A 12912-nucleotide genomic window follows, 5' to 3' on the forward strand; every position below is an offset into this window, starting at 1 on the left:
TAAAGGCATCCGGCGCGTCGCGGCCAAGTGTTGAACGGCAGGCCAACGCCCGCCGTCGTGCTTTCACAAGACCAGACGCACGGGGCTTTGCCGCTCAGAGCCACCGACCTTCGGCCAGATCGGACCAGAATTCGACGTGATGAGTCGGACGCTCTTCATCTGGGATACCGAGAAATTCCCTCCGGACGTAGGCGAACAGGCTGCTGCCGTAGCAGACCACGTCCGTCTGGTGCACGGACAGTACCGGGGCGCCGGAAGAAGCCGGAGCCGCCGGCAGGTAACGGTGTGCGTACAGGGGGACAAGCTTCGGCATGGCCATGAGACGTTCCCTTGCAACGCGCAGGGTCGTGAAGATGTCCCCGGGGCGGTCGCCCCATTCCTCAGGCCAGAAGTCACTGTGCCGGACATCGAAGAGCACGCCTTCGACGGGCGCGGCCAATCTGGCATTCACCTCCGCAGGTTCACCCAGCCAGTCGACCCATCCTGGCCCGCGCGGCACAGCAAGGCTCAGCAGCCGTGCGTGATCCGGACTGAACCGGATCGAGAAACGGTCTTCCAGGATGTCGATCTGCGAAGGTGACAAGCCGGGATCCAGAGCCACCTTCGCTTCGCCCAGAACGTCGACGGCCGCCTCCGCAGAATTCCTCATGCGATCAATGTAATGCGCGCTGGCTCTTCGGCAGTGGCCAGGTTCGGTGTTGACGGCCTGGACTGTTGCCCGAAACCTCTGTCGCGGAAGATCATGTGTCCATGAACGAGTTGACGATCGGTTATCAGGGTTCGCTTCGGTTGTCGCATGATGGCGGAACGACGGGCTCCCGCCAGCCGACTGACAGCCTCGACATCACGATCGCACTCGGCGCCTTGCGCGCCAGCAGGACCGTCTACGATTTCGACCGGTGGTCCGGACTCGTGGCGTTCTTCGAGGAACTCGAGTCCCACTGGACAGGATGGTCCGGCGAGAAGGTCTTCATGTCATTGGAGGGAGATTTCCGTCTGACCGCCCGACATGACGGCCATGTCCGGATCGCCGTCGAGCTCAGGGAATCCGACGCCCCAACGACATGGGCCGTCACCGGCGAGTTCGCTCTGGATCCCGGAGAGGAAGTATCCGAAGCCGTGCAGGGGCTTCGAGAACTCCTGGCTCACCCCGGCCGGTGAACGCGAAGGTCCAGTGCTGATCACCGGAAACCACGGAACGCGAGCGACACTCCCCTGCGCCCACCGCGCCACTCCCCTGCGCCTTTCTGATCATTCGGCGCTCACCTGGATCGTTACATGACAGCCGCCCGAAATATTCCGGAGAGACACATTCACGGACACCTGCGTCCTATAGCGTCTTGCCATGCCTGACACTCCTGTTTCTCACCCGCTCGCACTCGGGCCGGTGGCCCCGCCCGCCAGCACCGTGGACGGGTTCGTCCAAGAATTCCTCAACAACCTCAACTTCCGTCAGGGTGTCGCGCTGTCGACGTCGAGCGACAATGATCGCTACCTCGCGCTGGCTGAGACTGTGCGCGACTACCTGATGGCCCGCTGGCTGGAAGATCAGCGGCGCCAGTATGAGCGCCAGGCGAAGGGCGTCTGCTATCTCTCCGCGGAGTACCTCCTGGGCCGGCAGCTTGACAACAACCTCCTGGCCAGCGGTCTCAACGAGATCGCGACCGAGGCGCTTGCCGCATGTGGCGTCGACATCGATGAACTCCGCCGTCTGGAAGTCGAGCCGGGCCTCGGCAACGGCGGTCTCGGCCGTCTGGCGGCCTGCTTCGTCGACTCTCTCGCCACCATGAGCGTTCCGTCCATCGGGTACGGCATCCGCTATGAGTTCGGCATCTTCCGGCAGACGTTCGTCGACGGCCAGCAGGCCGAACAGCCGGATCAGTGGCTGGCCATGGGCTCCCCCTGGGAATTCCCGCACCCCGAAGCCGCGCAGACGATCTCCTTCGGCGGCCACACCGAGACGTACGACGACGGCGGCGTCCAGCGGACGCGCTGGATCCCCGCCTGGGACGTCCAGGCCGTCCCCTACAACTACATGGTGCCCGGGTACCGCAACGGGCGCGTCAACACTCTGCGGCTCTGGAGCGCGGTGGCCACGCATGCTTTCGACCTGCGCACCTTCAACTCCGGCGAGTACTCGGAGGCCGTGCGGGCTCAGACCTTCGCCTCCAACATCTCCAAGGTCCTGTACCCGGAGGATTCGACGCCTCAGGGCAAGGAACTGCGCCTTCAGCAGCAGTATTTCTTCGTGGCCGCCTCGATCCGGGATTTCCTGGACCGGCAGCTCGCCGTGGGTTTCGATCTGAAGAACCTGCCCGAGCGGGTGATCTTCCAGCTCAACGACACCCACCCGGTCATCGCGGTGCCCGAGCTCATGCGCGTCCTCGTGGACGAGCGTGGTCTTGAATGGTCGGAAGCGTGGGAGATCACGCGCCAGTGTTTCGCCTACACCTGTCACACCCTCCTGCCGGAGGCCTTGGAAGTGTGGTCCGTGGATCTGCTCGGCCGCCTGCTCCCCCGCCACCTGGAGATCATCTACCGCATCAACGAGGAGTTCCTGCTGGCCGTGCGCGAGCAGTTCGGTAATGACGAGATGCGGATCCGCAACATGTCGATCATCGGCGAGCACCCGGAACGGTCCGTCCGAATGGCCTACCTGGCGACCGTGGCCGGCGCCAAGGTCAACGGCGTCGCCGAGCTGCACTCCCAGCTCCTCCGGGACAAGGTGCTCCCCGACTTCGCCGAGTTCTTCCCCGGCAAGTTCACCAACGTCACCAACGGTGTCACGCCTCGGCGTTTTCTCCGCCTGGCGAATCCCGCACTCTCCTCCCTCATCTCGGACACCATCGGCTCGGGCTGGGAGACGGACCTGGACCGCCTCAAAGAACTGGAGCCCCACGCGGAGGATCCTGCGTTCCGCGCGGCCTTCGCCGAGGTCAAAGCCCACAACAAGGACCGTCTCCGCGACGAGCTGATGCTCCGTGACGGCCTGGTGGTCGGCGAGGGGCATCTGCTCGACGTCATGGTGAAGCGCCTGCACGAGTACAAGCGCCAGATGCTCCAGGTGCTGCACATCGTCACGCTCTACGAGGGTGTCCAGTCCGGCCGGGTGAAGGCATCCGACATCACTCCGCGTACTTTCATCTTCGGGGCGAAGGCCGCCCCCGGATACGCCATGGCGAAGCGGATCATCCACCTCATCAATGCGGTCGGATCCGTGGTCAACAACGATCCGCGCGTCGAAGGCCGACTCAAGGTGCTCTTCCCGCCCAACTACAACGTCACGCTCGCCGAGCGGGTGATCCCGGCCGCAGACCTTTCCGAGCAGATCTCCCTGGCCGGCAAGGAGGCCTCCGGCACGGGGAACATGAAGTTCGCGCTGAACGGCGCCCTCACCATCGGCACGGACGACGGCGCGAACGTCGAGATCCGCGAACTCGTGGGCGATGACAACTTCTTCCTCTTCGGCATGACCGAGCCGGAAGTCGCCGCGCTGTGGGCCAAAGGTTACCGGCCGAGCGAGTTCTACCAGGGCAATGAGGACCTCCGCCGCGCAATGGATCTCATCGCCTCCGGCGCCTTCTCCGGTGGGGACCGTTCGACGTTCGAACCGATCGTCTCCAACCTGCTCTACGATGATCGCTTCATGGTCCTGGCGGACTACGGCTCCTATCTGCAGGCGCAGCGCACGGTGGACGCCGCGTACGCCGATCAGGACGCCTGGACTCGGTCCGCGATCCTGAACGTCGCGCGCTGCGGCTTCTTCTCGTCGGATCGCTCGATGCGCGATTACATCGAGCGGATCTGGCACACGCCGCCGTCGCTCTAGACCGGCCCGCGCACCAGTGCGCACAGCAGAGCCCCGGATGCCGCCTGGCACCCGGGGCTCTGCTGCGCCCGCTCCCCCACGTCATCTCCCCGGCTCGCCTCTTGCGACAGAGTAGTTCAGATGCAAAACTATCGTCATCACCCGTGGTGCAGATCACAGACGAAGGAGTCTTCATGCGCATCGCCATCGCAGGAGCCGGCATCGGCGGCCTGGCCCTCGCCCTCAGTCTCGAGGCGGCAGGCCTCCGGGACGTCGTCCTGTATGAACGCAGCCGTGAGATCCGGCCCTTGGGCGTCGGGATCAACCTGCTGCCCCACGCCGTGCGGGAACTGGACGAGCTCGGACTGGGCTCCCGGATCCGGGAACTCGGCGTGGAGCCGGAGGCTCTGGGCTATTTCAACCGCCACGGCCAGCAGATCTGGTCCGAACCTCGAGGGCTGGCCGCTGGATACCGCTGGCCCCAACTGTCCGTCCACCGCGGCCGGCTGCAGCTCGGCCTCTACGAGGCGGTCCGGGAGCGTCTGGGTGACGTGGTGCGCACGGGTCACCGGCTGTCGGCGATCCGGGACCGCCCGGACGGCGTCACCGCCACCTTCACCACGGCGGACGGTCCGGTGGACGTGGATGCCGACGTCCTCATCGGCGCCGACGGCATCCACTCCGCGCTGCGCGCTCTGCGGTATCCCGAGGACGGCGAGCCCGTGTGGAGCGGACTCACGCTCTGGCGCGGAACCGCGCGCATCGCGCCGTTCCTGGACGGGCGCACCATGATCATGGCGGGCGACGGCGAGCAGAAGTTCGTCGCCTACCCTCTCGAGCCGCTGGACCCGGTGTCGGGCACCCAGCGCGTCAATTTCATCGCAGAGCGCCGCGTGGCGGGCTCCCCGGACGCCGACTGGAACCGCGTCGTTGACCCGGCGCCCATCGCCGAACTGTTCCGGGACTGGTCCTTCGACTGGCTGGATGTGCCCGGGGCGATCGCCGGGGCCGAGGAGATCCTCGAGTACCCCATGGTCGACCGCGACGCCCTCCCCCGCTGGACCGTCGGCCGGACCACGCTGCTTGCGGACGCCGCCCATGCGATGTACCCGAACGGGTCCAACGGCGGATCGCAGGCCGTCCTCGACGCCCGCACCCTCGCCCATCACCTCGCAACCGCGCCGACGATCGAGGACGCGCTGCAGCGCTACGAGGAGGACCGCCGTCCCGTCACGGCGAAGCTTCTCGAGATGACCCGTCAGACCGGGCCGGAACGCGTCATGCAGCTCGCGCACGAACGCGCACCCGAGGGCTTCGCGGACATCCACGACGTGATCCCGGCCGAAGAACTGGAAGAGATCGCCGCCTCCTACAAGCGGGCGGCCGGCTTCCACCCGGACGAGCTCAACGCCCGGGCCTCACTGAGCGCGGGAGCCGGGGCATGATCGTCGACGCCGCACGCCTGGCCGCGGTCATCTCCCCACTCCGGAGGACGCTCCTCACGGTGACGCGAGCCCGCGCGGACCTCCCCGACATCCCTGATGCCCAGGTCGAGATCCTGCGTGCCCTCCCCCGCGGCACAGCCGTCTCGCCCGGGGAACTCGCCGCCACCCTCGGGCTCCGCAAGTCCAGCGTGAGCAATCTGCTCGCGGCCATGGAGCGCGCGGGACTCATCAGCCGCCGTCCCAGTCCGGACGACGGGCGCGGGGTCCAGGTACGTGCCTCCGAAACGGCGCTGGATCATTTCGAGGCCTTCGACGCCACGTCGTCGTCCGTGATCCTAGAGGCGGTCGCGCGTCTGGAGACGGCGGAGCAGCAGGTCCTGGCTGACGCTGTACCGGTGCTGGAACGGCTGCGGAACCTGGTCGGCGAAAGTGGCCGGGCGCCGGACTCGACCTCGGCGCCTGCCGCAGAGCAGGGACCGGGGGTGACGCCATGACGGCCCGCGCGCCGAGGCCCGGGCTGGAAGCCGCCTTCGACGTCGAGGTGCGGGTCGGCGCTCCGGCCGACCACGGCATCACCCGCGCCGGTCATCGCCGTGTGGTGCCGATCCTCGGCGGCAGGATCTCCGGCGCGGTGACCGCGGAGATCCTGGCGGGCGGCGCCGACTGGCAGCGCATCCGTCCGGACGGCGGCTGTGAGATCGACGCCCGCTACAGTGCCCTGACCCCCGAGGGCGATCTCCTGTACCTTCGCGCCGAGGGCCTTCGTATCCCGAGCACGGACGCTTCCGAGGCTCTGGCCCGCGGTGAACAGCCCGGTCCGGAGCAGTTCTACTTCCGGACCACGGTTTTGATCGAGACGTCGGCTCCACGATGGTCCCACCTGGAACGGTCCCTCTTCATCGCGTCCGGTCTGCGGGACGCGGATGCGGTGCGTTACACGGCCTACCGGGTGAGCTGACCGGCCACGACGGCGGCGCCCCACCTCCGGCGTGAGGTGCAGCGCCGCCGTCGTGAGTCAGTCCGTGCCGCCGGCGGCGGAAGCGGAGGGTCGCAGGAACACGGCGAGCAGGACGGCCATCACGAGGCAGATCCCGCCGTTGACGGCGATCGCAGACGTGAGGGCCGCCAGGACCTGCTCCGGGTCCCCGCCATGGGTACCGCCTCCGGCTCCGGCGAGGTGCGCCGTGACGAGCGCGCTCATGATCGGGATCCCCAGCGTGATCCCGATCTGCTGGCTCATGGTCGCCAGACCGGTCGCAAGGCCTTGCTCCGCCTCGGGCAGTCCCGACGTCGCGGTCACCGTGAAGCCGACGATCACGACGAGGTTGGCGACTCCCCCGATGAACGTCGCGGCCAGCAGGAGGATGATCGACGCGGGTTCGGGGCGCAGCAGCACCAGGACGCCGGTGGCGACCGCCTGAGCGACGAAACCGCCGACCATCGCCCCCTTGGCGCCGACGCGCGCGATCACCCGCGGCGCCGCCAGACCGCCCAGGACCGTGCCGAGTCCGAGCACGGCGAAGGCGAGTCCCGCGTCGAGCGGGCTGTATCCGAGAACCCGTTGCAGATACAGCGTCAGGAGGAAGACGAGGGAGGTCTCCGTGGCGAACGCGGTCAGGCCCGCCAGATTGCCCCACGCGATGGCCGGTCGCCTGACTGTCCGCAGAGGGACCAGCGGCGCAGTGGCGCGGCGTTCGATGAGCACGAAGGCGACCAGCAGGAGCATGGCGGCGCCCAGAGCGAGCAGCGTGGGTGGCGCGGTCCAGCCGGTCTCGGCCGCCTGGCTCAGACCGAGGATCAGCGCCAGGAGACCCAGGGTCACCGTGATCGCACCAGGCACGTCCAGCTTCAGGCGTGCGGATGGGCGGCTCTCACGGAGCACCGCAGGTCCGAGCACGAGAACAGCGAGGGCCACCGGCACGTTGAGGAAGAACGCCCAGCGCCAGCTGAGTAGATCGGTCAGAAGTCCGCCGAGCACGGCTCCCGTGGTGAAGCCCGCCGCCATGAGCGCGCCGTTCAGACCCAGCGCCTTCGCGCGGAGCGGGCCTTCCTCGAATGCGGCCAGCAGGAGTGCCAGTGCCGACGGGATGACCATCGCCGTGGCGATGCCCTGGCCCACCCTCGCACCCAGGAGCAACGCCGGTTCGGTGGCGATCCCTCCAGCCAGGGATGCGAGACCCAGCAGCGCCATCCCGGTGAAGAAAACGCGACGGCGGCCCAGAAGGTCCGCGACCCGGCCGGACAGCAGCGTGAGCCCAGCGGCACACAAGGAGAACGCCGTGGCGATCCACTGCAGATTCTCCAGTGCGAAGCCGACGTCCTGACCGATCACGGGCAGCGCGACGTTGAGGATCGAGAAGTCGACGGCGAGGGTGAAGCCTGCTGTCAGCAGCACCACGAGCGCAATGCGCTGGTGCCTGCTCATCGTGAGGGGCGGGCCGCCGTCGCTTGCCGGAGTCGTGCCAGGCGGCCTGGTGTCCGTGGGAGGTCCCGAGGGGGTGGTCATGCTGGTGGCTCCTTCAGAGTGAAGTCGAACGGAGTGAAGTCGAACCCGCCAGGAGGCGGCGGTTCATCCACTGTGCGATCCCGGCCGGAACACAACCAGACCCCGCTCTGCCTAGCACTGGCAGGGACAGGACAGCGCGCATGGCAGAGGGCAGAATGGCAGTCATGAACCCTCAGAGCGAACTCGGCGAGTTTCTGCGGCTCCGGCGTGCGGGCGTCCAGCCGGAGGACGTCGGCCTGCTGCACCACGGGGTGAGGCGCGTGCCCGGCCTGAGGCGGGAGGAACTGGCGATGCTCGCCGGAGTGAGCCTGACCTACTACACGCGTCTGGAACAGGGCCTGAGCGTCAACGCCTCGGATGCGGTCCTCGGGTCGCTGGCGCGGGCGCTGGGGCTGAGCACCGACGAACGGAGTCACCTCTTCGATCTGGCCCGGCCACCGAAGAAGCCGTCCCGTCGCAAAGCACCACGCCCCGAGGTGGCCCGCCCGGGCACCATCCGGCTCATTCAGGCGATGACCGGCGTGCCCGCGGTCGTGCTGGGGCGTCTCGGGGACGTGCTCGCCTGGAATCCACTGGGACATCGCCTCGTGGCGGCCCATCTGGACGCCGACTCTCCGCAATCTCCGCAGACTCGGCCCAATCTGCACCGCCTGCTCTTCCTCGATCCCGAGACCCGCGAGCTGTACGCGCAGTGGCCGGAGGAAGCAGCCCGCGCCGTCGCGTCTTTGCGGCTGCTGGCAGGCCGGGCCGCCGACGACGGCGCGCTGGCGGCGCTCGTGGGTGAGCTGACGCTGCAGAGTGAGGAGTTCGCCAGGCTCTGGGCCCGACACCCGGTGCAGAACTGCGTTTCGGGAGTCAAGCAGTTCCGGCACCCCGAGGTCGGTGACCTGGAGCTGTGCTTCGAGGTGCTGGACTCCCCTGACGGCTCGGGACACCGGGTCCTGCTCTACACGGCGGAGCCAGGTGGTCCTGCCGAGGAGTCGCTGAAACTCCTCGGAATCCTCACGGACTCGGGCGCAGACGCTGGTTCCGCGCCCGGCGTCAGGCCTGGATCAGCCGCTCGACCAGGAGTCTGAGCGGCTCCGGCACCTCGCCGGGCGCCAGCTGGGCGGCCAGGGCGCCGGCCAGCAGCTCTTTCCGTCCGGAGGCCACTCCGCAGAATCGGTGGAGCTGATCCTCCACGGGCCGTCCCTTCCAGGCTGGCTGCTGCTGCAGGGTGAGGAACTTCGGCCCCAGCCCCAGGTCTTCGATGATCTCCACGGTTCTCGCCGCACCCAGGGCCCGGATCAGCTCCTCTTCGAGGTCGGCGTGGCAGACGAAGAATCCGTGGGAGGGCAGATCCCGCTCCTGGGCGACCCCGAGACCCGCCGATTCGAGCGCACGCGTCACGAACCGGGTCTCGCCCGCGTCGCAGAGTCCGAGGACATCGGCGTCGGGCCAGGCCTGGAGGATGTCCAGCAGCACGCGCCGGACGTTGGTCACGCCGCCGAGGTCCACCAGCCGCACCCGGGAGAGGTCCGCGCCGAGGCGCGCAGCGATCGCCCGCACGGCGGCGACGTCGCTGACCCCCTCGAGGAGCACGGCGGCCTCACAGTCCGTCGCGTCCGTCTCCGCCCAGGTCAACCCTTCCATAGCCGCTCAGTCTGGCAGTCCCCGGCGTGGCGGACAAGGCCTCGACAGCCTGGTGGGCGTGGGGAACTCTTGGATCGCCGGCGCCGGGAGCCTGAAAATACGCGGGGTTGGATCCGCTGCGGCGGGACCTGAGCCGGTCGCTGCTGGGAGGAAAACGGCTCTTCCTCGAGTCAAGCTATTTTGCTAGCATGCTTGCATGACAGAGAAGCAGTCGAAGGCGCAGTTCAATGTGTACCTCCCGCCGGAGCTGATCAAAGCGGTCAAGCACCGGGCGGTGGACGAGGGCGTCTCGCTCTCGTCGCTGGTGGAGAACGCCCTCTCGGAATACCTCAAGGAGAAGCCATGATCCCCGCACTGACCGTCAGGCCGATCATCTACACGACCCACCGGGAGGAGTGGCTGGAACTCCTGGAATGCCTCGGCGCGGTTCGGCTCACCGACGACCTCACGTGGACCGTCCTCGACCTCGGGAGCGGACGCGTCGCCCTCCACCTGGCCGAAAGCGGCTACCCCGACGGAACCGTGAGTCTCGGGTTCGAAACGGACAGCCTGGACGCCTTTCTCGCGGCCGTGCCGTCCACTCCCACTCTGGGCGTCGAGCGCCATCTCGCGGGGCACGGGGAATCGATACAGGTCACGACGGCGGACGGCTTGCGGTTCCTGGTGGACCCCCGCACGCCCTCCGGCTCCGCGCAGGCAGGGCCGGATACGTGGGTGGAGGCTCTGCGGATGGCCGCCGACGTCGCGGGGGCAGCGGACGAACTCGAGCACCTCGGGCTGAAGCGCCACCTGACCGAGACCAACGGACAGACCGTGACCCTGCGGGCCGCGCAGGGAACAGTGCTGGTGCACATCGGTGACCCCGGTTCGCCTGGCGCCGGATTCGCCGTCGGAACCTCCGATCTGCAGCTGTTCCATCGGCGTCTGCTGAATGCCGGCATCCAGCACGATGTGATCGATGAGACGTTCGGCAGGACCCTGCGCGTGCCCTGCCCCGGGCCGGAGGGCAGCACGTTGTGGATCTCCCAGCCGGACGAGGATCCCGTCGGAGCCGTCCAGCATCCCTGACCGACCAGGCAGAATGGACCCATGAGTGTCATCAAGATCAACGCCATCACCGTTCCCGCAGACTCCGGCGACGAACTCGCCAAGCGCTTCGCCGCCCGCGCCACGTCGGTGGACGGCCAGCCCGGTTTCGAGGGCTTCGAGCTCCTCCAGCCGACCGACGGTCGCGACGTCTGGCTCGTGCTGACCCGCTGGGCGGATGAGGAGAGCTTCAACGCGTGGCGCGAGTCGGCGTCGTTCGGCCATGGTCACCGCCCCTCCGGGGGCGACGACGGCGCCCGCCAGCGCCCGGTCGGCGTCTCCGCCGAGCTGTGGAGCTACAGCGTCGCGGACCTCGGCACGGAGAAGTGAACTGAGCGGGCGGCCGCGGGGAAGATCCCGCGGCCGCCCGTCCGCCCTTCCGGGCGGCGGCAGGGGCCGGAACGAGGGACGTTAGACTCCCCATGTGCCGATCATTCATCACGTCGAACTCTGGACCCGGGACCTCGCCGGTGCGGAGCCCTCCTTCGACTGGCTCCTGTCGCGTCTCGGCTTCGTCAAGGACGATCCCGCCGATTGGCCGCAGGGCAGGATCTGGCGGCATCCGGAGGGAAGCTACCTGGTGCTGGAACAGTCCCCCGCAGTGCTGGACGTGCCGCACGACCGGTCCCGTCCGGGGCTGAACCATCTGGCCTTGACCGTGCCGGGACGCGACCTCCTCGAGGAACTGCGCCGGGACGCCGAACCGCATGGCTGGCAGGAGCTCTATCCGGAGGCGTACCCCCATGCCGGAGGGCCACAGCACACTGCGCTGTATCTCGAGAACGGGCAGGGCTTCGAAGTGGAGCTGGTGGCCTGAGCGGTTCAGTGCATCAGGACCAGCTGCACCGCGATGATCACCATGGTCACCGCGATGGCGGCGTCGAGGATTCTCCAGGCCACCGGCCTCGCGAAGACCGGCGCCAGGAAACGGGCGCCGAAGCCCAGCAGGCTGAACCAGATCACGCTCGCCGCCGCGGCACCGGCGCCGAAGGACCAGCGCGCCTCGCCGTGTGCCGCGCCCAGCGAGCCGAGCAGCAGGACCGTGTCCAGATAGACGTGGGGGTTCAGCCAGGTCAGGGCGGCGACGGTGGCGAGAGACGCCCACAGGCCGGCGCCCCCTCCGCGTTCGGCGGACAGCAGCGAGCTCTTGCTCATCACCCGGCGAGCCGCCGTGAAGGCGTAGACCAGGAGGAACGCGGCACCGGCCCAGCGCGCCACGATCAGAATCCACGGCGCCGCCTCGATCGCAGCACCCACCCCCGAGATCCCGGCCAGGATCAGCAGAGCGTCACTGCCCATGCAGAGCAGCACCACCGGCACGACGTGCTCCCTCAGGAGGCCTTGGCGAAGCACGAACGCGTTCTGCGCGCCGATGGCGATGATGAGGGACAGCCCGGCGCCGAAGCCGGCCAGAAGAACGGGAAGGTCAGTCAGAATCACCCGTTCACGCTATCCACGCTCAGATCGGAAGTGAAGCTAATTATTCTTCAGGATCATTAGAATCATTCATGTGATAGCCCATCCTGATCAGCTCCGCGCCCTGAGCGCCGTGGTCGAGCACGGCACCTTCGACGCCGCCGCCACCGCCTTGCATCTGACACCGTCGGCCATCAGCCAGCGGATCAGGGCGCTCGAACAGCAGGTGGGGAAGGTCCTCCTCCTGCGCTCCAAACCTGCCGTGGCCACGGAACCCGGGCGGGCGGTGCTGCGTCTGGCGCGTCAGATCGCTCTCCTGGAGCAGGAGACCGCGGTGGAGCTCGGACTGGACGATCCGCAGGGCGCCCGCATCCCGTTGGTGGTCAACGCCGACTCGCTCGCCACCTGGGTTCTTCCGGCACTGGCCACCGTGCCCGGCGTGAGCTTCGAGATCCTGGTCGATGATCAGGATCACACGACCGCCTGGCTACGGGAGGGCGTCGCCATGGCGGCGATCACGTCGGACACGAGCCCCGTGCCGGGCTGCCGGGTGACCCCGCTGGGCATCATGCGGTACCACGCGATGGCGAGTCCGGAATTCCGTGACCGCTGGTTCCCCGATGGCCTGACAGCGGAAAGCCTGGCCCGTGCGCCCATGCTCAACTTCAACCGCAAAGACAGTCTGCAGGACCGGTTCCTCGCCCTTCACAGCCCGGAGAAGACCCTGGACCCACCGTGCACCCACGTTCCGTCGAGCTCGGAGTTCGTCAAAGCCACGGAGCTGGGTCTGGGCTGGGCGATGCTGCCGGACATTCAGACGGATGAGGGGCGTGCCGCTGGCCGGCTGGTCGTGCTGGATGAGGCGAACACCGTGGACGTCAGCCTGCACTGGCAGCAGTGGGCGGTGGGCTCGGCGGCCCTGGACGCTGTGGCGACCGCCCTTCGCGGCACCGCCGACCGCGTGCTGCGCTGATCGGTTGCTGCGCTAACCCGTTGGCGCCCTGTTAGGTTGCCGCTTC

15 protein-coding genes are annotated in these 12912 nt (G+C 68.0%); 11 read left to right on the forward strand and 4 right to left on the reverse strand.

The window, feature by feature from the left end:
- Window positions 1-94: 94 nt before the first annotated feature.
- Window positions 95-649: a hypothetical protein gene (locus P9849_RS07855; RefSeq protein WP_278269059.1), complete on the reverse strand. Its 555-nt coding sequence runs from the start codon at window positions 647-649 to the stop codon at window positions 95-97.
- A 101-nt stretch (window positions 650-750) separates the two neighbouring features.
- Here P9849_RS07855 and P9849_RS07860 point away from each other — a divergent pair, with 101 nt between their 5' ends.
- The 5 genes from P9849_RS07860 to P9849_RS07880 all read left to right on the forward strand — a co-directional run bounded on the left by P9849_RS07860 (window position 751) and on the right by P9849_RS07880 (window position 6211).
- Window positions 751-1161 carry a DUF6228 family protein gene (locus P9849_RS07860; protein ID WP_278269060.1) on the forward strand — a complete coding sequence of 137 codons (411 nt, stop codon included), beginning with the start codon at window positions 751-753 and terminating at the stop codon, window positions 1159-1161.
- 184 nt (window positions 1162-1345) lie between these two features.
- A complete protein-coding gene (locus tag P9849_RS07865; RefSeq protein ID WP_278269061.1) occupies window positions 1346-3829 on the forward strand; it encodes a glycogen/starch/alpha-glucan phosphorylase in 2484 nt (827 codons plus the stop codon).
- Window positions 3830-4002: 173 nt separating this feature from the next.
- A complete protein-coding gene (locus P9849_RS07870) occupies window positions 4003-5253 on the forward strand; it encodes a flavin-dependent oxidoreductase (protein ID WP_278269062.1) in 1251 nt (416 codons plus the stop codon).
- Window positions 5250-5747, forward strand: a complete 498-nt coding sequence (locus P9849_RS07875; RefSeq protein ID WP_278266315.1) for a MarR family transcriptional regulator — start codon at window positions 5250-5252, stop codon at window positions 5745-5747. The genes P9849_RS07870 and P9849_RS07875 overlap by 4 nt, the downstream gene beginning before the upstream one ends.
- Entirely contained in the window at window positions 5744-6211 is a 468-nt protein-coding gene (locus P9849_RS07880) for a DUF3237 domain-containing protein (RefSeq protein WP_278266316.1), read from the forward strand. The genes P9849_RS07875 and P9849_RS07880 overlap by 4 nt, the downstream gene beginning before the upstream one ends.
- A 57-nt stretch (window positions 6212-6268) precedes the next feature.
- On the opposite strand, the gene P9849_RS07885 is transcribed toward P9849_RS07880, so the two are convergent.
- On the reverse strand, window positions 6269-7678 hold the full coding sequence (locus P9849_RS07885; protein ID WP_278269133.1) for an MFS transporter: 1410 nt from the start codon (window positions 7676-7678) through the stop codon (window positions 6269-6271).
- A gap of 245 nt (window positions 7679-7923) precedes the next feature.
- Between P9849_RS07885 and P9849_RS07890 the strand changes: the two genes are divergently transcribed.
- A complete protein-coding gene (locus P9849_RS07890; protein WP_278266317.1) occupies window positions 7924-8835 on the forward strand; it encodes a helix-turn-helix transcriptional regulator in 912 nt (303 codons plus the stop codon).
- On the opposite strand, the gene P9849_RS07895 is transcribed toward P9849_RS07890, so the two are convergent.
- Window positions 8801-9391: a hypothetical protein gene (locus tag P9849_RS07895; protein WP_278266318.1), complete on the reverse strand. Its 591-nt coding sequence runs from the start codon at window positions 9389-9391 to the stop codon at window positions 8801-8803. The genes P9849_RS07890 and P9849_RS07895 overlap by 35 nt on opposite strands.
- A gap of 196 nt (window positions 9392-9587) precedes the next feature.
- Between P9849_RS07895 and P9849_RS07900 the strand changes: the two genes are divergently transcribed.
- The 4 genes from P9849_RS07900 to P9849_RS07915 all read left to right on the forward strand — a co-directional run bounded on the left by P9849_RS07900 (window position 9588) and on the right by P9849_RS07915 (window position 11294).
- On the forward strand, window positions 9588-9737 hold the full coding sequence (locus tag P9849_RS07900; protein ID WP_278266319.1) for a CopG family transcriptional regulator: 150 nt from the start codon (window positions 9588-9590) through the stop codon (window positions 9735-9737).
- Window positions 9734-10459 (forward strand): hypothetical protein, encoded by a 726-nt coding sequence (locus tag P9849_RS07905; protein WP_278266320.1) that lies wholly within the window; start codon window positions 9734-9736, stop codon window positions 10457-10459. The genes P9849_RS07900 and P9849_RS07905 overlap by 4 nt, the downstream gene beginning before the upstream one ends.
- Window positions 10460-10480: 21 nt before the next feature.
- The gene (locus P9849_RS07910) at window positions 10481-10807 is read left to right on the forward strand and encodes an antibiotic biosynthesis monooxygenase (protein ID WP_278266321.1); all 327 of its coding nucleotides are present in this window, start codon (window positions 10481-10483) and stop codon (window positions 10805-10807) included.
- 94 nt (window positions 10808-10901) lie between these two features.
- Window positions 10902-11294 carry a VOC family protein gene (locus P9849_RS07915; RefSeq protein ID WP_278266322.1) on the forward strand — a complete coding sequence of 131 codons (393 nt, stop codon included), beginning with the start codon at window positions 10902-10904 and terminating at the stop codon, window positions 11292-11294.
- Between the two features lie 5 nt (window positions 11295-11299).
- Here the strand turns inward: P9849_RS07915 and P9849_RS07920 are convergent, their stop codons facing one another.
- Window positions 11300-11917, reverse strand: a complete 618-nt coding sequence (locus P9849_RS07920; RefSeq protein WP_278266323.1) for a LysE/ArgO family amino acid transporter — start codon at window positions 11915-11917, stop codon at window positions 11300-11302.
- Between the two features lie 70 nt (window positions 11918-11987).
- Here P9849_RS07920 and P9849_RS07925 point away from each other — a divergent pair, with 70 nt between their 5' ends.
- A complete protein-coding gene (locus P9849_RS07925; protein WP_347567896.1) occupies window positions 11988-12866 on the forward strand; it encodes a LysR family transcriptional regulator ArgP in 879 nt (292 codons plus the stop codon).
- The last annotated feature ends 46 nt before the right edge of the window (window positions 12867-12912 follow it).

It is taken from the genome of Arthrobacter sp. Y-9 (assembly GCF_029690065.1).
GTDB lineage: Bacteria > Actinomycetota > Actinomycetes > Actinomycetales > Micrococcaceae > Arthrobacter_E.